This is a genomic window from Halobaculum sp. MBLA0147 (genome assembly GCF_041361345.1).
Lineage (GTDB): Archaea > Halobacteriota > Halobacteria > Halobacteriales > Haloferacaceae > JAHENP01.
The window spans coordinates 977,296-996,650 of the sequence record NZ_JBGKAD010000001.1; the positions used below are offsets into that span (position 1 = coordinate 977,296).

Annotated in this window: 19 protein-coding genes; 13 read left to right on the forward strand and 6 right to left on the reverse strand. The window is 69.6% G+C overall.

Going from position 1 to position 19,355, the window contains the following annotated elements:
* Positions 1–52: 52 nt before the first annotated feature.
* The 6 genes from sdhC to RYH80_RS04710 all read left to right on the forward strand — a co-directional run bounded on the left by sdhC (position 53) and on the right by RYH80_RS04710 (position 4,791).
* Positions 53–445 carry a succinate dehydrogenase, cytochrome b556 subunit gene (gene sdhC, locus RYH80_RS04685; protein WP_370902698.1) on the forward strand — a complete coding sequence of 131 codons (393 nt, stop codon included), beginning with the start codon at positions 53–55 and terminating at the stop codon, positions 443–445.
* Position 446: 1 nt separating this feature from the next.
* Positions 447–818 (forward strand): succinate dehydrogenase/fumarate reductase transmembrane subunit, encoded by a 372-nt coding sequence (locus tag RYH80_RS04690; protein WP_370902699.1) that lies wholly within the window; start codon positions 447–449, stop codon positions 816–818.
* Positions 819–824: 6 nt separating this feature from the next.
* Positions 825–1,700: a succinate dehydrogenase/fumarate reductase iron-sulfur subunit gene (locus RYH80_RS04695; RefSeq protein ID WP_370902700.1), complete on the forward strand. Its 876-nt coding sequence runs from the start codon at positions 825–827 to the stop codon at positions 1,698–1,700.
* A gap of 125 nt (positions 1,701–1,825) precedes the next feature.
* Complete coding sequence (locus RYH80_RS04700; RefSeq protein WP_370902701.1) at positions 1,826–2,050, forward strand: hypothetical protein; 225 nt, start codon at positions 1,826–1,828, stop codon at positions 2,048–2,050.
* A 345-nt stretch (positions 2,051–2,395) separates the two neighbouring features.
* On the forward strand, positions 2,396–2,848 hold the full coding sequence (locus tag RYH80_RS04705; RefSeq protein WP_370902702.1) for a hypothetical protein: 453 nt from the start codon (positions 2,396–2,398) through the stop codon (positions 2,846–2,848).
* 98 nt (positions 2,849–2,946) lie between these two features.
* Positions 2,947–4,791: an FAD-binding protein gene (locus RYH80_RS04710; protein WP_370902703.1), complete on the forward strand. Its 1,845-nt coding sequence runs from the start codon at positions 2,947–2,949 to the stop codon at positions 4,789–4,791.
* A gap of 166 nt (positions 4,792–4,957) precedes the next feature.
* On the opposite strand, the gene RYH80_RS04715 is transcribed toward RYH80_RS04710, so the two are convergent.
* The 3 genes from RYH80_RS04715 to thyA form a co-directional block, all read right to left on the reverse strand.
* Positions 4,958–5,707 carry an archaeal proteasome endopeptidase complex subunit alpha gene (locus RYH80_RS04715; protein WP_370902704.1) on the reverse strand — a complete coding sequence of 250 codons (750 nt, stop codon included), beginning with the start codon at positions 5,705–5,707 and terminating at the stop codon, positions 4,958–4,960.
* A gap of 149 nt (positions 5,708–5,856) precedes the next feature.
* Positions 5,857–6,426, reverse strand: a complete 570-nt coding sequence (locus RYH80_RS04720; protein ID WP_370902705.1) for a dihydrofolate reductase — start codon at positions 6,424–6,426, stop codon at positions 5,857–5,859.
* A 2-nt stretch (positions 6,427–6,428) separates the two neighbouring features.
* Entirely contained in the window at positions 6,429–7,457 is a 1,029-nt protein-coding gene (gene thyA / locus RYH80_RS04725; protein ID WP_370902707.1) for a thymidylate synthase, read from the reverse strand.
* Between the two features lie 218 nt (positions 7,458–7,675).
* Between thyA and hmgA the strand changes: the two genes are divergently transcribed.
* Positions 7,676–8,929 carry a hydroxymethylglutaryl-CoA reductase (NADPH) gene (hmgA, locus tag RYH80_RS04730; protein WP_370902708.1) on the forward strand — a complete coding sequence of 418 codons (1,254 nt, stop codon included), beginning with the start codon at positions 7,676–7,678 and terminating at the stop codon, positions 8,927–8,929.
* A gap of 76 nt (positions 8,930–9,005) precedes the next feature.
* On the opposite strand, the gene RYH80_RS04735 is transcribed toward hmgA, so the two are convergent.
* Complete coding sequence (locus RYH80_RS04735) at positions 9,006–9,443, reverse strand: hypothetical protein (protein ID WP_370902709.1); 438 nt, start codon at positions 9,441–9,443, stop codon at positions 9,006–9,008.
* A gap of 123 nt (positions 9,444–9,566) precedes the next feature.
* Between RYH80_RS04735 and RYH80_RS04740 the strand changes: the two genes are divergently transcribed.
* Together RYH80_RS04740 and RYH80_RS04745 are read left to right on the forward strand one after the other, a co-directional pair.
* On the forward strand, positions 9,567–10,883 hold the full coding sequence (locus tag RYH80_RS04740) for a DHH family phosphoesterase (RefSeq protein WP_370902710.1): 1,317 nt from the start codon (positions 9,567–9,569) through the stop codon (positions 10,881–10,883).
* A 3-nt stretch (positions 10,884–10,886) separates the two neighbouring features.
* Entirely contained in the window at positions 10,887–11,711 is an 825-nt protein-coding gene (locus tag RYH80_RS04745; protein WP_370902711.1) for an MBL fold metallo-hydrolase, read from the forward strand.
* 73 nt (positions 11,712–11,784) lie between these two features.
* Here RYH80_RS04745 and RYH80_RS04750 read toward each other — a convergent pair whose 3' ends face one another.
* Positions 11,785–13,422, reverse strand: coding sequence for an aryl-sulfate sulfotransferase (locus RYH80_RS04750; RefSeq protein ID WP_370902712.1), 1,638 nt, complete (start codon positions 13,420–13,422; stop codon positions 11,785–11,787).
* 149 nt (positions 13,423–13,571) lie between these two features.
* On the opposite strand from RYH80_RS04750, the gene RYH80_RS04755 reads away from it, so the two are divergent.
* The 3 genes from RYH80_RS04755 to RYH80_RS04765 are packed head-to-tail and all read left to right on the forward strand — an operon-like array spanning position 13,572 to position 14,673.
* Complete coding sequence (locus RYH80_RS04755; RefSeq protein ID WP_370902713.1) at positions 13,572–13,724, forward strand: 50S ribosomal protein L39e; 153 nt, start codon at positions 13,572–13,574, stop codon at positions 13,722–13,724.
* 3 nt (positions 13,725–13,727) lie between these two features.
* Positions 13,728–14,003 carry a 50S ribosomal protein L31e gene (locus tag RYH80_RS04760; RefSeq protein ID WP_370902714.1) on the forward strand — a complete coding sequence of 92 codons (276 nt, stop codon included), beginning with the start codon at positions 13,728–13,730 and terminating at the stop codon, positions 14,001–14,003.
* Positions 14,004–14,010: 7 nt separating this feature from the next.
* Positions 14,011–14,673 (forward strand): translation initiation factor IF-6, encoded by a 663-nt coding sequence (locus RYH80_RS04765; RefSeq protein WP_370902715.1) that lies wholly within the window; start codon positions 14,011–14,013, stop codon positions 14,671–14,673.
* A 97-nt stretch (positions 14,674–14,770) separates the two neighbouring features.
* Here RYH80_RS04765 and RYH80_RS04770 read toward each other — a convergent pair whose 3' ends face one another.
* A complete protein-coding gene (locus RYH80_RS04770; protein ID WP_370902716.1) occupies positions 14,771–17,575 on the reverse strand; it encodes a hypothetical protein in 2,805 nt (934 codons plus the stop codon).
* 109 nt (positions 17,576–17,684) lie between these two features.
* On the opposite strand from RYH80_RS04770, the gene gpmI reads away from it, so the two are divergent.
* Positions 17,685–19,262, forward strand: a complete 1,578-nt coding sequence (gene gpmI / locus RYH80_RS04775; protein ID WP_370904654.1) for a 2,3-bisphosphoglycerate-independent phosphoglycerate mutase — start codon at positions 17,685–17,687, stop codon at positions 19,260–19,262.
* Positions 19,263–19,355 lie beyond the last annotated feature (93 nt).

The window sequence follows — 19,355 nt, forward strand, 5'->3', positions numbered from 1 at the left end:
GTCGACCGCACGCGAAACTACTAAGCCCGGAGGAACCCGAGTCCAGGTTACCATGAGTCAGTCGTACGAACGGGGACTCGTGGAGGACTTCGGGCGGTGGCGCGAGTTCTCCGCGGGGATGTGGGCCTGGGTGTTCCACAAGTTCACGGGCTGGGTGCTCGTGGGCTACCTCTTCACCCACATCGCCGTTCTCAGCACTGCACTCCAGAGTCCGGAGGCGTACACCACCACGATCCGGACCCTGGAGGGACTGCTCTTCGTCCGGCTGCTCGAGATCGGACTGCTGGCGGTGGCCGTGTTCCACATCCTCAACGGCCTCCGGCTGCTCGTCACCGACCTCGGCATCGGACTGGAGTCACAGGACAAGGCCTTCTACGCCTCGTTGGGACTCACCGGCGCGATCGTCGTCGCCTCCGTCCCGACGTTCCTCGCGGGGGTGTTCTAGCGTGAGCGAGCGCTACTCCTCGTTCGAGCGCGGCGGCCGCCGGTGGCTCTGGCAGCGCATCACGGCGGCGTTCCTCGTCGTGGTGTTGGCGTTCCACTTCTTCCTCCTCCACTTCGTCAACCACGCCGCCGAGGTCACCTTCGCCGCCTCCAGCGCCCGGATGAGCACCTGGACCTACTACTCGCTGATGGTGCTGTTCCTGCTGACGGCGACGTTCCACGGGGTCAACGGGGTGTACAACGCGCTGATCAACCAGGGGCTCTCCGGCCGCCGCCGGCAGGCGGTGAAGTGGACGCTGATCGCCGCCAGCGCGGTGTTGATCGTCCAAGGAGTCCGCACCGCGAACGAGTGGGCCGGAATCTCGCTGATCTGACGACACATGAGCACGCAAGTTCCAGACTCACAGACGCAGACGGAGACCGAGACCGAGACCGAAGAGACGCCGGGCGACAGAGCGCGGGCCCGCCGCGACGCCGCCCGCGAGGACCGGGCACAGAAGGAGGCCGCCGAGGAGTCCCTCGAGGACGAGGAGACGGTCCACCTGAAGGTGTTCCGCTACGATCCCGAGGTGGAGGGGAAGATGGAGCCGCGGTTCGACGACTTCCACGTTCCCTTCGAGAAGGGGATGACAGTCCTCGACGCCCTGATCTACGCCCGCGATACCTACGACGCCTCGCTCACCTTCCGACACTCCTGTCGGCAGGCGATCTGTGGCTCCGACGCGCTGTTCGTCAACGGCAAACAGCGACTCGGCTGTAAGACGCAGCTGTCCGAGTTGGCGGACCCGGTCCGCGTCGAGCCGCTGCCGCACGCGGAGGTGCGCAAGGACCTGGTCGTGGACATGAGTCACTTCTACGACCAGATGGAGGCCGTCGAGCCGTACTTCCAGACCGACGAGACGCCGGACGGCGAGTTGGAGGAACAGCGCCAGACCCGCGAGAACCGCGAGAAGATCAAGATGTCCACGCGGTGTATCTGGTGTGGCGCGTGTATGTCTTCGTGTAACATCGCCGCCGGCAACAACGAGTACCTCGGGCCCGCCGCGATCAACAAGGCCTACCGGTTCGCGATGGACGAACGGGAAGGCGAGGACATGCAGCAACACCGCCTGAACATCATCGAACAGGAGAACGGCGTCTGGCGCTGTCAGACCCAGTTCTCCTGTACCGAGGTGTGTCCGAAGGACATCCCGCTGACCGAACACATCCAGGAGCTGAAGCGGGAGGCGGTGAAGAACAACCTGAAGTTCTGGTGAGTAGGCGGTAGTGGGCGTCGTATCGAACGGCTTCACCGGACGCGCGGCCGACTGCGAGTTCTCTCGTTCCGATGCACTCCGAGGGAGTCGGAATCATTTTCTGTGATCGGCAGTCACGTGCGAGTATGGCGGCGAGTGAACGGCGCATCGCGAACGTCAGAGACGTGGTCACTGGCGGAACCGTACTGATGCTGGCCGTCATCATCCTTGACGTGTACGCGCCGAGTCTGTTATCCGTCACCGGACTCTCGCTCGAACTCGTCCAGTTTAGAGTCCTGCTGTTCGTGAGCGTCGCCGTGCTCGTTCTCAACGCAGTCCTCCTCGCTCGAACTCGGCGAGATCGTTCGTGAATCGCCCGCTGGTGGTCGTTCCGCAACGCGCTCACGGGTTCGAGTCGACCGGTGTCCGTCCGTCTCGTCCGCCGTCGAACCGACACCCCGCAGACGCGACGTGATCTCTCCGTCGGGTGCCAGTTCTGCCAACACCGCGAAGATCAGGGTCAGAACGACCACGAACCCGGCACCAGCGAGGAACAGGTACGCGACGAGTGAGACCCCGAGCCGACTGGCGACGTCGACGAACAGACCGAACAGGCCGATGAGCAGTATGCCGACGGAGACGTAGAACCCCGCGACGGCGAGGGAATCACGGTTGCTGGGTCGGCTGTCGCGAGTGGCGACCCGCTCTCGGGTCGTGTGATACTCTCGCGCAGTTCGAAAGCCTCGCGACGTGAGTTCGTACTCGCCAGGGGCCGTCTCGGCGACGAGGCCCTCTCTCAACAAGTACTCGAAGGCGTCGTGGACTTCTTTGGTCGTCGGACCGCCGTTCCCCTCAGCGTACTCGCCGACGAGCAGGTCGAGTTCCGCAGGGTGATACTCGGACTGGTCGGAGACGTAACAGCCGAGCAAGACCCGGACCCACAGAGGCTGCTCGAACCGAGACACAGACTGAAAAATCAACCTCTTCTGTTTATCCCTTTCGTAACTAGTCGAGTAGGCTTCGGGTTCTCGATCGAACAGTTGCAACAGTGTCGGTCACAGACAGTCTCACTCGGAGAGATTGTCCAGACCGCGACCGAGCGGGCGATCACGGTCGAGCGAGACGAGACCGGGGACCCGAGTCTCACCATCGACACCGACAGAGTGTGAGTCGGATTCGGGACGGATCTCGAGTCGATACTCCGACGGACTGGTGAGAGAGTGACCCTCAAGTACCAGCAGTTCCTACCCGACGTAGAACCAACTCTATGTACGAACACGACGTGATCGTGGTCGGTGCGGGTGGCGCGGGACTCCGCGCGGCCATCGCCGCCCAGGAGGAGGGCGCGGACGTGGCTATCGTCTCGAAGCTCCACCCGGTCCGGTCACACACCGGCGCGGCGGAGGGCGGGATCAACGCCGCCCTGCGCGACGCCGACTCGTGGGAGGACCACGCGTACGACACGATGAAGGGGTCGGACTACCTCGGCGACGCCCCCGCCATCGAGACACTCACCCAGGAGAGCCCCGAAGAGGTCATCCAGCTGGAGCACTGGGGGATGGCGTTCTCCCGCGACGACGACGGACGCGTCTCCCAGCGACCGTTCGGCGGCCTCTCGTTCCCGCGGACGACGTACGCCGGTGCAGAGACCGGCCACCAGTTGCTCCACACGATGTACGAGCAGCTCGTCAAGCGCGGGATCGAGGTGTACGACGAGTGGTACGTGATGGACCTGGCGGTCACCGACGAGGAGCGACCGGAGGACCGCGAGTGTCACGGCGTCGTCGGTTACGACATCCAGACGGGCGAGATCTCCGGGTTCCAGGCGAACGACGGCGTGATCCTCGCGACCGGCGGGCTCGGACAGGTGTACGACCACACGACGAACGCGGTCGCGAACACCGGCGACGGCGTGGCGATGGCGTACCGCGCCGGCGTCCCCATCGAGGACATGGAGTTCATCCAGTTCCACCCGACGACGCTCCCGTCGACGGGCGTGCTCATCACGGAGGGGGTCCGCGGCGAGGGTGGGATCCTCTACAACGAGGACGGCGAGCGGTTCATGTTCGAACACGGCTACGCCAACAACGACGGCGAGTTGGCGTCTCGCGACGTGGTTTCGCGGGCGGAGTTGACGGAGGTCAACGAGGGCCGCGGAATCGACGACGAGTACGTCCACCTCGACATGCGTCACCTCGGGGAAGACCGGATCGTCGACCGCCTGGAGAACATCGTCCACCTCTCGAAGGACTTCGAGGGCGTCGATCCGTTGGAGGAGCCGATGCCGGTCAAGCCCGGGCAACACTACGCGATGGGCGGCATCGAGACGAACGAGCACGGCGAGACGTGTGTGAGTGGGCTGTACGCGGCCGGCGAGTGTGCGTGTGCGTCCGTCCACGGCTCGAACCGACTCGGCGGCAACGCCCTGCCGGAGTTGATCGTCTTCGGGAAGATGGCGGGGTACCACGCCGCCGGCAAGGAGATGGGCGAGGCGGAGATCGAGACGGGCCAGCGCGGCGACTACGAGGTCGGCGAGTTGGAGCCGGGCGTCGAGATCGGCGACGTGCAGCCCGCGGGTGACGCCGTCGCGGACGGCGGGGTCGCCGCCGGGACCGCCGGCGCGGCACCCGACGACGTGGTCCAGCAGGCCGTCGAACGCCAGCGCGGCCGCGTCGAGAAGCTGTTGAACCGCGAGGAGGGGATCGGTCATTCGGCGGTGCGCGACGAGATCCAGGAGACGATGACGGAGTACGTCAACGTCTTCCGCGAGGAGAGTGGCCTCGAACAGGCGCTGGCGGAGATCCGTGCGGCCCGCGAGCGCTACCGCGACGTGAAGGTCTCGGACCCCTCGCGGACGTTCAACACGGACCTGATCCACACCATCGAGACGCGCAACATCATCGACCTCGCGGAGGCGATCACGCTGGGCGCGCTGGCTCGCGACGAGTTCCGTGGCGCCCACTGGCGCAAGGAGCACCAGGAGCGGAAGGACGACAGCTGGCTCAAGCACACGATGCTGTCGTGGAACGACGGCGAGCCGGAGCTGTGGTACCGACCGGTCGTCCTCGAGGGCGAGAACAAGGAGTACGAGCCGAAGGTTCGCTCGTACTGAACCGTCGTAGCGGCCCCCTCTCTACACGCTTTCGCGAAGTCGGTCTCGAACGCCGAGCGTCGCGGCTCGACGGCCCGGTGTCCGAGACGGGTCCCGATCGACGGCGGGCACGGCGGTCGCTCTGGTGACCCGATCTGTCGGAGAGAGACGGCGAGAGAGTGGTCGGTTACTCGTCGTCGGCGTCGTCGGCGCCCAACTCCAGGCCCTCGATCCGCGTCGCGATCTCGTCTTCGGTCAACGCGGTGTACCCCTCTGCGACGCTCACGGTCGCGGCCGAGAGCCCGCTCGCGGTGACTGGCTCGTCGTCGTCGGTCGCCTGCGCGAGCGCCTCGATCGCCAGCGTGAGACCGTCTTCGAGGCTCAACTCCTCGCTCCAGTTGTCCTCGAGGAACTCCTGGATGTCGCCGCGGTCGCCGCCGATGGCGGTCGCCTTCCACTCGCGGGGCGTCCCGGAGGGGTCGGCGCCGAACAGGCGCGGCGTGCCGTCGTCGATGCCGCCGATCAGGAGTGCGGCGCCGTACGGCCGCGTGCCGCCGCGCTGGGTGTTCTCCTGGATGTGGTCGGTGACGTACTTCGCCAGCGTCTCGACGCCGACCGGCTCGCCGTAGCGCAGTCGGTCACCCTGGGCCATCCGGCGGGCGAAGTCGATCAACTGACGCGCGTCGGCGACGTGGCCGGCGTTCGTCGTGCCGAGGTGGTCGTCGAGCTTGTGGAGCTTCTCGATGCTCTCGTCGACCATCAGCGGCGAGGAGGCCTGCGCTCGCGCCGCGAGCGCGATCCCGTCCTGCGTGCGGACGCCGACGGACGGCGCGCCACGCGAGACGGCCTCGCGAGCGTACTCGACCTGGTAGATCCGGCCGTCCGGCGAGAACAGCGAGGTCCCGCGGTCGTACGCCTGCTGGTCGTTCCCCCTCATCGCGCACCTCCGGTCCGAGTCGTCGTGTGGTGGCTCATCGAACTCCGGTAGGGGGTCTGGCGGGAAAAAGCCTCCCTAAAGCGACGCTTAGTTCCGTCGTCGGTGGACGGGTGGGCGCGTGTTGCCGGTAGTCGACCCGTCTCCCGACTTCACCCCTCGTCGTCGCGCACGTACTCGACCACGTCGAAGGCGTCGTACGACGCCCGACTCGTCTCGCGCCACGCGTCGCGGTTCCACGCGGGGAACTCGGTGTCGCCCGCGTAGCTGTCTTCGAGTTCCGTCCTGACGAGCCGGTCGACGATCGGGAGCGACTGCTCGTACACCGTCGCGCCGCCGGCGACGAAGATCGGACCGGTGCGGTCCGGCTCCGTCTCGATCGCACGCTCGGCGACTGCGAACGCCGCCGGCAGCGAGTCGACGACGCGGACCGACGCCGCCACGTCCGGATCCCCGCGTGAGAGGACGACGTTCGTCCGGTCCGGGAGCGGCCCGCCGAGCCCCGCGGCGATCGACTCGTAGGTCCGGCGGCCCACCACCACCGGGTGCCCGGTGGTCGTCCGCTCGAAGTGCGCCATGTCCTCCGGCAGGTGCCACGGCATCTCTCCGTCGCGTCCGATCACACCGTTGGCCGCCACCGCGACGATGGCGACGACCTCCGCGTCCGGTCGTGGGAGCGACTCTGTCCCCTCGTCGCGGTTCGGCTCCGGAGCGTCGCTCATCGTCACTCGGCCACCGCGAACTCGATCCCCGGCGCGGGGTCGTACCCGTGGAGCGTCACGTCGTCGGCGGTCAACTCGTCGAGGGGCACGTCCGCCACCTCGATCTCGGGCCGCTCGCGCGGTTCGCGGGCCAACTGGCGGAGCAGCCCGGGCACGTGGTCGGCGCGTTCGTCGCCGTCCGGCTCCGGCGGCGCGGTCGTCTCCACCCAGTCGGCCACCGCGCGGAACTCCGACCGGTCGTCGACCGCCGCGACGCGCTCCTGCAGGCGGTCGAGTTCGGCGGCGTACCACGAGCCGCGTTCGCCCGTCCCGCAGTAGACGTGGCTGTCGACGACCGTGTGTGCGAACGTCCCCGGCTCGAAGCCGGTCCGCTGGGCGACGGCGGTGAGCAACAGCGAGTAGGCGGCGACGTTGAACGGGACGCCCAGCGCCATGTCGCCCGAGCGCTGCGTGAGGTGGAGGTTCAGGCGGTCACCCTGGACGTTGAACACGAACGTGTAGTGACACGGCGGGAGCGTGGAGACGGTCGCGTTCGCGGGGTGCCAGGCGTTGACGACGATCCGACGCGACTGCGGGGACTCTCGCAGCGTGTCGAGCACGTACTGGAGCTGGTCGAAGGTGCGTCGTTCGTCGCCGTCGTCGGTCTCCTCGACGGTGACCCAGCGGTGGGCGTCGTCGGGCCACGTCTCCCCGTCGAGGGCCTGCGACTCGTCCGGCACGGGGTAGCGGCGCCAGAAGCGCCCGTAGGCCGTGTCGAGACGGCCCTCCTCGTCGGCCCACGCGTCCCAGATGCTCGTCTCCTCACGCAGCGTGCGGACGTGTTCCTCGCCCGAGAGGTACCAGAGGAACTCGTGGATCAGCGAGTTCCACCGGAACCCGGAGAGGTCCTTCGTCGTCACGAGCGGGAACCCCGCCGCCAGATCCACCTCGTACGTCTCGGAGAACGCCGAGATCGTGTCGACGCCGGTCCGGTTCGGCTTGTGCGTGCCGCCGGCGAGGACACGCTCGACGGTGTCGAGGTACGGTTGCACGTGTAGACGCCCGGGTGGGCCGGTCTTGAACGCCACGGACCGGGCAGTCTCCCCCGACTGTCGACACCCGTCGTCCAGTCCGTCCGTCGACACCTCCCCTCCGGTCCGCCCGCCGACACCGGTCGTCCGGTCCAGCCGTCGACACCGGTCGCCGACTGCGGGGAGTCACTCGCACCGCGAACGGGAACGATTAGGTGGCGGGCACCGAAGACGGCGGTATGAGCGACAGGAGTGCGGACGAGCCGACGGCCGTCGAGTTGGCCCAGCGAGTCCGGGACGGCGAGTTGCGACTGTACGAACTCGAAGACCACGCCGACGCGGACACGGCGACCGCGGCGCGGCGACGACTCGTCGGGAGCCACGAGGGCTCGGCGTTCGACGACCCCGAGACGGCGCTCGCGACCACCGGGGAGTACGCCTTCCCGGCGAGCGAGGCGGACAGCAACGTCGAGAACATGACCGGCGCGGTCCAGATCCCGGCGGGCGTCGTCGGCCCCGTCCAGATCGACGGGGAGGCGATCTCCGGCGAGCGGTACGTTCCGATGGCGACGACGGAGGGGGCGCTGCTCGCGTCCGTGAACCGCGGCTGTGCGACGCTGGACCGAGCCGGCGGCGCGACGGCACGCGTCACCGAGTCGGGGATGACACGCGCGCCCGTCTTCCGCGTCGACGGCGTCGCAGAGGCGGAGGCGCTCGTCGCCTGGGTTCGCGACGCGGAGTCGCGGCTCCGTGAGGCGGCGGAGGCGACGACGAACCACGGAGAACTGGTCGGGATCACGCCTCACGTCGTCGGCAACAACGTCTACCTGCGGTTCACATACGACACGAAGGACGCGATGGGGATGAACATGGTCACGGTGGCGACGGAGGCCGCCTGTGACGTGATCGAGACGGAGACGGACGCCGAGTTGGTCGCGCTGTCGGGGAACCTCTGTGCGGACAAGAAGCCGGCGGCGATCAACGCGATCCAGGGCCGCGGTCGCACCGTGGCGGCGGACGCGACGATCCCGCGCGAGGTCGTGACGGAGGTGTTGGACACGACACCCGAGGCGGTCGCGGAGATCAACACGCGCAAGAACCACGTGGGGAGCGCGAAGGCCGGCAGTCTCGGCTTCAACGCCCACGTCGCGAACACCGTCGCGGCGGTGTTCCTGGCGACCGGGCAGGACGCCGCGCAGGTGGTCGAGGGGTCGAACGCGATCACCACCGCCGAGGTGGTCGACGGCGACCTCTACGTCTCGCTCACCATCGCCTCGTTGGAGGTCGGCACCGTCGGCGGCGGGACGAAACTCCCCACGCAGGCGGAGGGGCTGGACGTGCTCGGGGTCCGTGGTGGCGGCGACCCGCCGGGAGCGAACGCGGACGGACTCGCGGAGGCGACGGCAGTCGCGGCGCTGGCGGGGGAACTGTCGCTGCTGTCGGCGCTCGGCTCGCGGAACCTGTCGAGCGCCCACCAGGAACTCGGTCGCTGACGGACTCGCCGAGTGTCGTGAGCAGCCGGCGACGACGCCACCGACGACCGTCGGCAGCCGACGACGATCTCGCGGCTCAGTCCACGTCGGAGACGGACACCGAGACACCGCCGCTCGCCGGTGTGCGGACGGTCACGGTGTCTGCGCCCAACCCACCGCCGAGCGTGCGGTACAGCGTGATCCGCCCGGTCGCGACACTGCCGTCGACGCGGGCCTCGACGGCGTACGTCCCCGGGTTCGGGAAGAACGAGCCGTTGACGCGCGTCGACTGCGCGGGGATGGTGAACCGGCCCTCGACGGTCGCGGTGTCGCCCAGCGGCGTCGGCGTGGGACCACCCTCGCCGCCCTCCCCCTGGAGGAGGGCGCGGACGACGACCGAGACGGCCGTCGCACGCCCGTTGACGAACCTGACGCCACCGGGGACGCGGTTGGAGCGGAGACTCCGCCCACACCCGGCAAGCCCGGCGGTCACGCCGGCGGCCACCGTCCCGAGGTACGCGCGTCTCCCTGCCACGTCCCCGACTCCGCGTGGTTCCCGCAAAAGCGTGGCGGAGCGGGTGTAGCCTCGCGGAGAGTGGTCGCCAGAGCGACACCACCGGAACGCCGCCGTTTTGACGCCCGGGAGCCACGGGGAGGTATGGACGACGCCCTCATCGACGACGCGACGCTGCCGCTCGACCGGAAGTCCCGCCTCCCGGGCGAGGGATTCTTCTACCCAGACTCGCTGGACGAGGACCGCGCCGAGGAGCGGGCCCGCGAGGCACTCGACGGCGCCGACACCGTCGTGATCACGGACTCCGACGCGGACGGACTCGCCTGCGTGGCCCTGATCCGGGAGGCACTCGGGGCCGCTGTGGACCCGGAGCCGTTCGAACGCCGCCGCGCGGCACGGGTCGCGGACGACGAGTCGGTGGAGGACCTGCCGCTCGACGAGGTGGTCGCCGACACCACGAACGTCGCGGTCACCAAGGACGGTGACGGTCTGGTGTCGGACTCCCCGGTCGCGCTGTTGCCGGCGAGTCCGCGCACGTTCGCGGACCAACTGGAACGCACCGCCGAGTACCTCGACCCCGGGACGGACGTGTTCGTCTGTGACATCTGTCCGGACGAGTTGGAGGAGATCGAACCGGCGCTGGGGACGGTCGTCGAGCGTGCCGGCGAGGTGCGGTGGTTCGACCACCACCAGTGGCCCGAGACGACGGCGGCGGGCGTCCGTGAGTACGGGATCGAGTTGGTCGTCGGCGAGAGCGACGAGGAGTGTTCCGCGGACGTGACGCTGCGCTCGCTGGGGTACGACTTCTCCGAGCGGTTCGAGACGCTGGCGGCCGTCACCCGCGACCACGACCTCTGGCTGAAGGCCGACGAGCGCAGCGACGACCTCGCGGACTACGCGGTGTGGACGAGTCCCGACGAGTACGCGGCCGTGATCGGCGCGTACGGCGTCGACCTCCCCGCGAGTGCCCGCGAGTACCTCGCGAGTCGCCGCGAGGAGAAGACCGCACTGATCGAGACGGCCGTCGACCGCGCGAGTACCCACGAGGTCGGCGAGTGGACCGTCGCCGTCACCTACGGCCGCTGTTCACAGAACGAGGTTGCGGAGACGCTCCGCGAGCGCGGTGCCGACGCCTCCGTGATCGTCAAGCCGGCCGGCAGCGTCTCCATCCGTGGGACGGAGGGCGGTTTCGAGCGCGCCCACGAGGTGGCACGGCTGGTGAACGGCGGCGGCCACCCGCAGGCCGCGGGGTGTATGCCGGACATCTACGACGATATGCTCGACTACGCTCACCACTGGAGCACGGAGGGTGCGGCCGCCAAGCGTGTGCTACTGGCGGCCTTCGAACGCGTCGCCGAGCGCGCCGCCGAGGAGGCGGACGGCGGCAGTGAGAGAGAGGACACAGGCGGCGAGAGTGACGACGAGACGGGATCGGGGGCCGCGGACGGCGCGGACGAGTGAGCCATGCGTGTCACACTCCTCGGGACGGGCGACACGACGGGGACGCCCACCGTCGGGTGTGACTGTGACACCTGCGTGGCCGCTCGCGAGCGCGGCGTCGAACGCTCGCGGTTCTCCGTCCACGTCGCCAACGAGCGCACCGGCGAGTCGCTGCTGCTCGACTGTTCGCCGGACTTCCGCCGGCAGTTCCTCGACAACGACGTGGCGCTCCCGGACGCGGCGGTCGTCACGCACGTCCACTTCGACCACCTCGACGGCGTCGGGAACTTCTACCGGCTCGTCGACAACCTCCCGGTGTACGCCGCCGACGAGACGGACCCCGAGACCGGGTCGTCCGTCGCCGACACGGTCCGCTCGAAGTACGACTACCTCGACCGCGTGACCGTCCGGGACGCCACACCGCTGGAGACGACTCGGATCTGCGGGCTCGACGTGACCCTGGTCCCGGTCGACCACCCGCCGCTCGTCTGTTACGGCGTCGTCGTCGAGGACCCCGAGACCGGCGCGAAGCTGTCGTTGACGGGCGACACCAGCTACGACGTCCCCGAGGCGTCGCGGGAGCGGCTGGCGGAACCGGACCTGCTGTTGGCCGACGCCATCGTCCCGGCGTCGCTGTGCGAGTACCACCCGCTGGGCGGTACACACCACGGGTCCGACGGGACACCGTACACCTTCGGGACGAAACACATGACCCGGGAGGGCGCACTCGCGCTCGCCTCGGAGTTGGACGCCGACCGGACACGGCTCGTCCACGTCGCGCACTTCTACCCCGTCGAGGAGGCGTTCGAGGAGCCGCTCGCAGTCGACGGCGAGACGTACGACCTGTAGGAGAGCGGTCGGAGTCGCTCCGAGCGTCACTCGGGTCGACACCCGACGGCGACTGGCGTCGCGCTGGGGACACTCAGTCGCGTCGACGAGCGACGGTCGCCGCGATCACAGCCGCGACCGCCGCGACCGCGACGGCGACGAGGTCGAATCCGGGCGCGAGCACGCCCGTGTCGGTCGTCGGGACGGCCGTCGCCACCGTCTCTCGCGGCCCCTCGTCGTCGCTCGTCCCACCGGCGCCCGGGTCGTCGGTGCCGGTGTCGTCACTGCCGTCGTCGGCGCCGGTACCCTCGCCGTCGTCACCGTCGTCCGCGTCGCTGGGACTCCCGAGTGACACGTCGCCGAAGCCGCCGGTGTGGTTCGACAGCGCCGCGTCACACGCCTCCAACTCGGCGGTGCTGGGCGGGTCGGCACCCGGGCCACGCAGCGCGAAGTCGCCGGTGCCGCCGATGTCGGCCATCGTCGGGCCGCGCGAGCCGCCGAGGTCGGCGTAGGCGTCCGACGGGAACCCACCGACCGGGACGCGCTCGACGTCGTACACCAGCCACGGGGCGTACACCTCCCAGACGACCTCGCCGCGGGGCGTCACCTCGACGACGCGGTTGTTCCGCGAGTCCCCGATCAGCGTGTGGCCGTTCTTCAGCCGGTCCGCGTCCCGGGGCCACGAGAACGACTCGCCGGAGCCCAGCGTCCACGTGCGTGTCCACTCGCCGTCGTCGTGTTCGTACTCGACGATCCGCTCGTTCTCGGAGTCGGCGACGAGGAACGTCGGGTCGCCGGAGCGACTCTCCAGGTAGTCGGGGTTGTGCTGTGCGTGGAGTACGTCGTGGTTCTCGTCGCTCCCGAGTCGGAGGTCGATCTCGCCGGTCGAGCGGTTCACCAACAACACCTGGTCGAAGTTGCGCGGCGACAACAGGACGCTGTCGCCGACGCGGTCCACGTCGTTGAGGTGGGTCCAGTCGTCGGTGTACTCCCCGCCGACGGACCGGTCGAAACGGGGTGCGAACCGCCACGTCCACTCGACCTCGTCGTCCACGCGGTCGTAGACGACCACACGGTCGTCGTTCGTCTCGTTGGCCGCGTCGTAGTTGCGCATGTGAGCGATCACGACGTGCGTCTCGTTCAGCGGATCGGCGTCGTGGGTGTCCGTGTACGGCAGCTCCTCGGTCCACACCGTCTCGCCGGTCGTCGTGTTCAACTCGTACAACAGCGTCGTTCCACGCCGCGTCGCGGTGACGAAGAGGTTGCCGTTGCCCAGCGGGTCCACGTCGTACGACCAGACGACGCCGGGGTCCGACGCGCTGCGTTTGACCCACAGCACGCGTCCCTCGGGCCCGAACGCGACGAGTCGTGCGGCGGTCTTCCCGCCGTCGGCACCGAACCGGGCCCCCTGGACGCTGACGACCGTCACGCCGTTCGCACGTGTCGACGTGTGGCCGACACACTGGTCGCCGTTCGCGGTCGTGTCCACGTTCGTGGTCGTGTCCACGTTCGTCGTCGTGTCCCCGTCCACGCTCGCACCGCGTCTCGGCCCCGCGGCGTCGACCCCCGAGCCCACGCTCGCGACGGCTCGGACCCCCTCGGCGTCGGCCGCGACACCACCCGTCGCCGCGCCCGTCCCAGCGGCCGGCGCGGCGGCGACGACGCCCGCCACCGGCCCACCGACGAGAAGTGCGACGACGGCTCCCAGCAGTAGCACGTCGTTGTCTGACACGACCACGACTGCGGTCGTCCCCGAGAAGTGTCTTCTCATTCTTCCGACCGGGTCGGCGGGTGTAGGAGGTGTCGCGTGTGCCTCGGCGAGCGAGGCGGCACGTCGGATGGACAAGAATAAATGTCCCGCTGGCGAAGCCTCGGCTCACAATGAGTGGTAAGTCGAAGGCGAAGAAGAAGCGGCTGGGCAAACTGGAGAAGCAGAACAGCCGGGTGCCCGCGTGGGTCATGATGAAGACGGACATGGGGACGACGCGCAACCCGAAGCGACGCCACTGGCGGCGCAGCGACACGGACGAGTGACCGATGAGCGCGAGTGACTTCGAGGAGCGGGTCGTCACCGTCCCGCTGCGCGACGCGAAGCAGGCACCGACCCAGGAGATGGCGGACCGTGCGATGTCGCTGATCCGCGGCCACCTGAGCAAGCACTTCTCCGTCGAGGAGGACGACGTGCGTCTCGACCCGGCGCTCAACGAGGCCGTCTGGGCGCAGGGACGCAACAAGCCGCCGAGTTCGATCCGGGTCCGTGCGGCACGGTTCGACGAGGACGGCGAGGTCGTCGTCGAGGCGGAACCGGCCTGACTCAGGCGTGTTACGAACTTCGTTCACTGGATCGTCGTACGTGGGTGTGTACGCCCGCGCGACCGACGACGTGCTGTTGATCGACCCCGCAGTCGACGACGACGTGACGACTGCCATCGCCGAGGAGCTGTCGGTGACCGCAGTCGAGACGACCGTCGGCGGCTCCGGGACGGTCGGCTCGCTGACGGTCGCCAACGAGACCGGCGTCGTCGTCTCCGATCAGGCGACCGACGAGGAGATCGATCTGATCGCCGACGCGACAGACGGCGCGGTCGCGCGGATTCCGGGGCGGCTCAACGCCGCCGGCAACGTCGTCTTGGCCAACGACACCGGGGCGGTCGTCCACCCAGAGTTGACCGACGAGGCGGTGTCGGTCGTCGAGGACACCCTCGACGTGCCGGTCACGGACGGTCGACTCGCGGACGTCCAGACCGTCGGGACGGCCGCCGTCGCGACGGAGGACGGCGTAATCTGTCACCCACAGGCGACCGAAGAACAGTTGACGGCGATCGAGGAGCACCTCGACGTGTACGCCGACCTCGGGACGGTCAACTACGGCGCGCCGCTCGTCGGCTCCGGGGTGATCGCCAACGAGGCCGACTACGTCGCCGGCGAGGACACCACGGGGCCGGAGCTCGGACGGATCGAGGACACGCTCGGCTACATCTGACGAGGAGCCGCGACGGCGGCGTCACGGGTGATCGTCGCCGCCCACCTCGTTCTCTCTCGACGCCCCGACTACGACGGACTCCGGGACGAGTCGTCGACTAGTTCTCCGACAACTCCGCGACCGCCTGTTCGAGCCGGCGGTCGAGTTCGTCGAGCCGGCTGGCGAGCAGCGCCTCCGCGGCCGCCGGCAGTTCGCGACCGGTGTCCAGCGTGCGCCGGATCGCTCGGAGTTGGTTCCGGAGTGCGCCGAGGCGGTTCGCCGCCGCACGTCGGTTCCCGTCGCCGATGGCGTCGAGGGCGTTCCGTGCGGCCGCGATGGCGTTGTCGAGCCGTCGCAGCACCTGGTCGATCGGGTCCGGTGGGCTCGTCGACCCGTCCGTCGCAGCGTGCCACGCGTCGCCGTCCGAACCGCTCGCACTCCCGGAGCCGTCGCCGTTCGTGTCGTCGTCCGTCGGCGTCGCCGTCGGAGTGTCGTACGGCGTCCGTGTCGGAGTGGCAGTCGGCGTCGCGGTGTCGGTCGGTGTCGTGGCGTCGTCGCCGTCGTCCCGCGGACCGCGCCCGCCACCGGTGTCCGTCGCCGTCCGAGGACCGCGTCCGCGGTCGTCGTCCGCCTCGGTCGCGGTGGTCGTCTCGGTCGGGACCGTAGTCTGGGTCTCGGATGCGGTCTCGGTCGGTGTCTCTGTGGCAGTCTCGGTCCGTCTCCCGGAGGTGGTCGCGGTCGGTGAGTCCGTTCCTGGCTCGGTCTCGGTCGCGGACGCGCCGCCACCACGTCCCTTCCCGCGCGCGGCGGGGTCGCGGGCGTCCGCCGGGACCGCCGCGTCGACGGACTCCCCGTCTCTGACGGCCGCGACCTGTGCGCGCGTCTCCCGGAGGAACGTCTCGAGGAACGTCGTCAACGACGTCACGCCGGTCTCGACTGCGGGGACGGTCGCGGTCGCCTGGTCGGCCGCCGGATTGACGCGGTAGGCACCGACGCGCCCCTCGGTGTCCTCGACACTCGCCGTGTAGGCGCCCGCGCTGTGGACGTACACCGCGGCGCGACCGTCCTCGTCCGGCAGGGCGTCGTACACGCGGCCGCCGAAGTCGTCCGTGATCGACACACGCCGAACGTCTGGTCCGTCCGCGCTCGTGGCAGCACGGAACTTCACCGCCGCGTCCGACGGCGTCACGACCGTCTCGCCGTCCGTCCCGACGGCGGTGACTCGCGCGTCGGGGATCGTCTCGCTCGTCGGCGTGGCAGACGGACTCCCCCCGTCCGCCACCCCGGTCGTCGTCCGTCGTTCGCCGCCGGTCGTCGCCGTGTTGCGCGGTGTCGCCTCCGTCCCGTCCGTCGGGGTCGTCTCCGTTCCCGCCGTATCGGCCCCGTCGGGAACGTGCCGGAACCGACTACTGTACGGCGCGGCACCCGGCGCGTCGACGGTGAGCCTGTGTTCGCCCGACTCGACGCCGACGGCCGCGAGGACGCCGCGGAACGAGGAGAGTTCCGTCGACTCGGACTCCAACAGCGCCCGCACCTCCACCCGCGGCTCGCGCGTCTCGACGCCGTTGTTCCCCGGCGCGTCCGCCGTCGGCGTCGCCTCGCGGAGGCGAGTGACGACGGCGCCGCCGGTCGCGAGTGGGCCCGGCTCGCCCACGTCGAACCGCGCCGCGAGTTCCGCGCGGTGAGCGTCCTCCGTCACGTCCGCGATGGGGTCGTCGAACCGCGGCTGCTCCCACGGCACGCCGACCGACGTGAGGTGGCTCGCGGCCGCGTCCTCCGCGAACGTCGGGATCGGGTACTCGAAGCGCAACTGCGGGCCGGTGAACGCGTCGATCTCCGTGACCGCCTCGATCGGTGTCAGCGTGTACGTCGCGTCTGCGTCGCCGGTGGCCGTCTCTCCGTCAGTGTCCCCCGCGTCCGCGTCTCCGGTGTCGCTGGCTCCGGCGCCCGTTCGGTCCTCGTGGACCAACACCGGACCTGGCTCTCTGGCCGGGAGGTCGTCCGGCACCTCGCCGTCGCGCAGCGTCACCGACGCCGGGACGAAGTCCTCGCGGTCCACGTCCGGGAGTTCCGGGTGTTCGAACAGGGGCGTCCCGTCCAACTCGGGGACTGCGAACGGGAGTCGGAACCCCTCGTCGCGTGGCAACCCGTACGCGAGTGGGACGCCAATCCGGTCGAGGAGGCGGTTCGTCACGTCGGCCGTCTCCGTCTGGACCGCGAACCGTTCGAAGGTGTCGCGCGTCTCGTTGACGCCGAGTGCCGACGAGTGGCTGCCCACCTCCGCGATCACGCTCGGCCGGTCGGTCGCCGGGTCGATGTACTCGTTGTTCGGCACCCGCCGCGAGTGGGCGCTGGCGACGTACAACACCGGGTCCTCGGTCGCCGCGTCGACGAACACCTGCAACAGCTCCCAGTCGTGCCAGTGGAAGTTCGTGGTGAACTGGTCGAAGGCGCTGTACAACCAGTACTGGACGACGACGAGGTCCGTCCCCTCGTAGCGAACCACGTCGTGGAACACCGTCGGCGCAGGTGGGCCGTCACTCGCTCCCCTGTCGGCGCTGTACCCCGCGAGTGCGTCGAACCCGTCGACGACCGTCCGGCCGTCGCGCTCGCTCGTGTACCGGCGAGGGTCCGTCGGGAACCACCGCTCCGCAGCCCCGAAGTGGAGGTCCGGTGCGAACTGTGCCGCCAGCGTCGTCGCGGTGTCGTCGTCGACGCCCGTCGTGTCCGGTCGCTCACCGCCGTCGAGGAGTGCACCGGCCCCGAGCACACCGGCACCGAGTGCGGCCCCACCGGCGAGTGCCCGGCGGCGCGTGAGTGTCGGGAGTCGGTCGCGCTGCGAGTCGCCACTCGCGGGTTCGTCCGTCGACCGTTCCGCGTCGGCACCCCCCGTGTCTCCACTCTCTCCGTCCTCTGTCCCCATCGTCTCCCTCCGTCTCCGCCACTCGCGGTGGTAAGTCTTCGGGCGACACCGAGTGGCACCACCCGACGCGACCGACAGAGCGAAACCCTCGGGTCGCGACCCGCCGGACATGCGCGCGGCGTTGATCGTCCTCGACGGGTGGGCACTCGGGGACCACGATAGACGCGACGCGGTCCGGACGGCGGAGACACCCACGTTCGACCGGATTCGCGAGGCGGGAGCGTTCGGCACCCTCACCACACACGGCCGAGCGGTGGGGCTCCCCGAGGGACAGATGGGCAACAGCGAGGTCGGTCACCAGAACCTCGGGGCCGGCCGCGTGGTGAAGCAGGCGTACACCCGGATCGAGGACACCATCGCCGAGGGTGGGTTCGACGAGGTCCCGGCCATCGCGGACACACTGGCCCACGTCGCCGACGACGGCCGCCTCCACCTGTTGGGGCTCGTCAGCGACGGCGGGGTTCACGCCGCCCAGTCGCACCTCCACGCACTGATCGAGACGGCCGCCGACCACGGCGTCACGGCCGTCACACACGCGTTCACCGACGGGCGAGACACGGACCCGACGGCCGGTCGCGAGTTCCTCGCAGAACTGGAGGCGGTTGCGGACGAGCACGGCACCGGCCACGTCGCGACGGTCGTCGGCCGGTACTACGCGATGGACCGCGACGAGAACTGGGAGCGGACCGCGGCGGCGTACGACGCGGTCGTCGACCGGGAGGCCCCCCACGAGGCTGCCTCGGCCGTCGACGCCGTCGCAGCGTCGTACGACCGCGGCGACACCGACGAGTTCGTCGAGCCGACGCTCGTGACCGGCGCCGGGAGTGCGGACGGTGACGCCGAGTCGACGCCGGTACGTGCCGGCATCGAAGACGGGGACGCGGTCGTGTTCGTCAACTTCCGTGCAGACCGCGCCCGACAGTTGACCCGGCTGCTCGCCGGAATCGAGCCCGCCGACTGGCACGACGCCGGGATCGACCGGCAGCCCCCCGCGGTCGAGGTGGTGACGATGACGGAGTACGACGAGACGTTCGACCTGCCGGTGGCGTTCCCGCCTGAGGAGCCGACGGGGACGCTCGGGGAGGTGCTCGCAGACGCCGGACTCACACAGCTCCGGATCGCGGAGTCGGAGAAGTACGCCCACGTCACCTACTTCCTCAACGGGGGTCGCGAGGTCGCCTTCGAGGGCGAACGGCGCCGGATCGTCCAGTCGCCGGACGTGCCGACCTACGAGACGACGCCCGAGATGAGTGCGCCCGAAGTGACCGACACGGCCGTCGACCTGCTCGCGAGCGACGATCCGGACGTGTTGGTGCTCAACTACGCGAACCCGGACATGGTGGGCCACACCGGCGACTTCGAGGCGGCGGTCGCAGCCGTCGAGGCGGTCGACGAGCAGTTGGACCGGCTGCTGACGGCCGTCGCCGACGCGGGTGGGCACGCGCTCGTGACCGCCGACCACGGGAACGCCGACGACATGGGCACCGCCGAGGAGCCACACACCGCACACACGTTCAATCCGGTCCCGTTCGTCTCGCTCACGCCAGCCGGTGACGACGGTGGGCGGCGCGTCCGGTCCGGCGGGAGTCTCCCGGACGTGGCGCCGACGCTGCTGTCGCTGCTCGACCTCGATCCCCCGGCGGCGATGACCGGCGAGTCGCTGCTCGTCGCGCGCGACGACGACTGACGGCGGGTGGTGTGAGTTCGTCCTCGGCAGTCGTGGACACGCGGAGCGACGCCGACTCGTTCTCGTCACAGGCCGTCCCACCCGGACACGCCC

Coding starts and splice junctions, on each gene's coding strand:
- sdhC (WP_370902698.1), top strand. CDS start 53: ATGAGTCAGTCGTACGAACGGGGACTCGTGGAGGACTTCGGGCGGTGG.
- RYH80_RS04695 (WP_370902700.1), top strand. CDS start 825: ATGAGCACGCAAGTTCCAGACTCACAGACGCAGACGGAGACCGAGACC.
- RYH80_RS04700 (WP_370902701.1), top strand. CDS start 1,826: ATGGCGGCGAGTGAACGGCGCATCGCGAACGTCAGAGACGTGGTCACT.
- RYH80_RS04710 (WP_370902703.1), top strand. CDS start 2,947: ATGTACGAACACGACGTGATCGTGGTCGGTGCGGGTGGCGCGGGACTC.
- RYH80_RS04715 (WP_370902704.1), bottom strand. CDS start 5,707: ATGAGGGGGAACGACCAGCAGGCGTACGACCGCGGGACCTCGCTGTTC.
- RYH80_RS04720 (WP_370902705.1), bottom strand. CDS start 6,426: ATGAGCGACGCTCCGGAGCCGAACCGCGACGAGGGGACAGAGTCGCTC.
- hmgA (WP_370902708.1), top strand. CDS start 7,676: ATGAGCGACAGGAGTGCGGACGAGCCGACGGCCGTCGAGTTGGCCCAG.
- RYH80_RS04740 (WP_370902710.1), top strand. CDS start 9,567: ATGGACGACGCCCTCATCGACGACGCGACGCTGCCGCTCGACCGGAAG.
- RYH80_RS04745 (WP_370902711.1), top strand. CDS start 10,887: ATGCGTGTCACACTCCTCGGGACGGGCGACACGACGGGGACGCCCACC.
- RYH80_RS04755 (WP_370902713.1), top strand. CDS start 13,572: ATGAGTGGTAAGTCGAAGGCGAAGAAGAAGCGGCTGGGCAAACTGGAG.
- RYH80_RS04760 (WP_370902714.1), top strand. CDS start 13,728: ATGAGCGCGAGTGACTTCGAGGAGCGGGTCGTCACCGTCCCGCTGCGC.
- RYH80_RS04770 (WP_370902716.1), bottom strand. CDS start 17,575: ATGGGGACAGAGGACGGAGAGAGTGGAGACACGGGGGGTGCCGACGCG.
- gpmI (WP_370904654.1), top strand. CDS start 17,685: ATGCGCGCGGCGTTGATCGTCCTCGACGGGTGGGCACTCGGGGACCAC.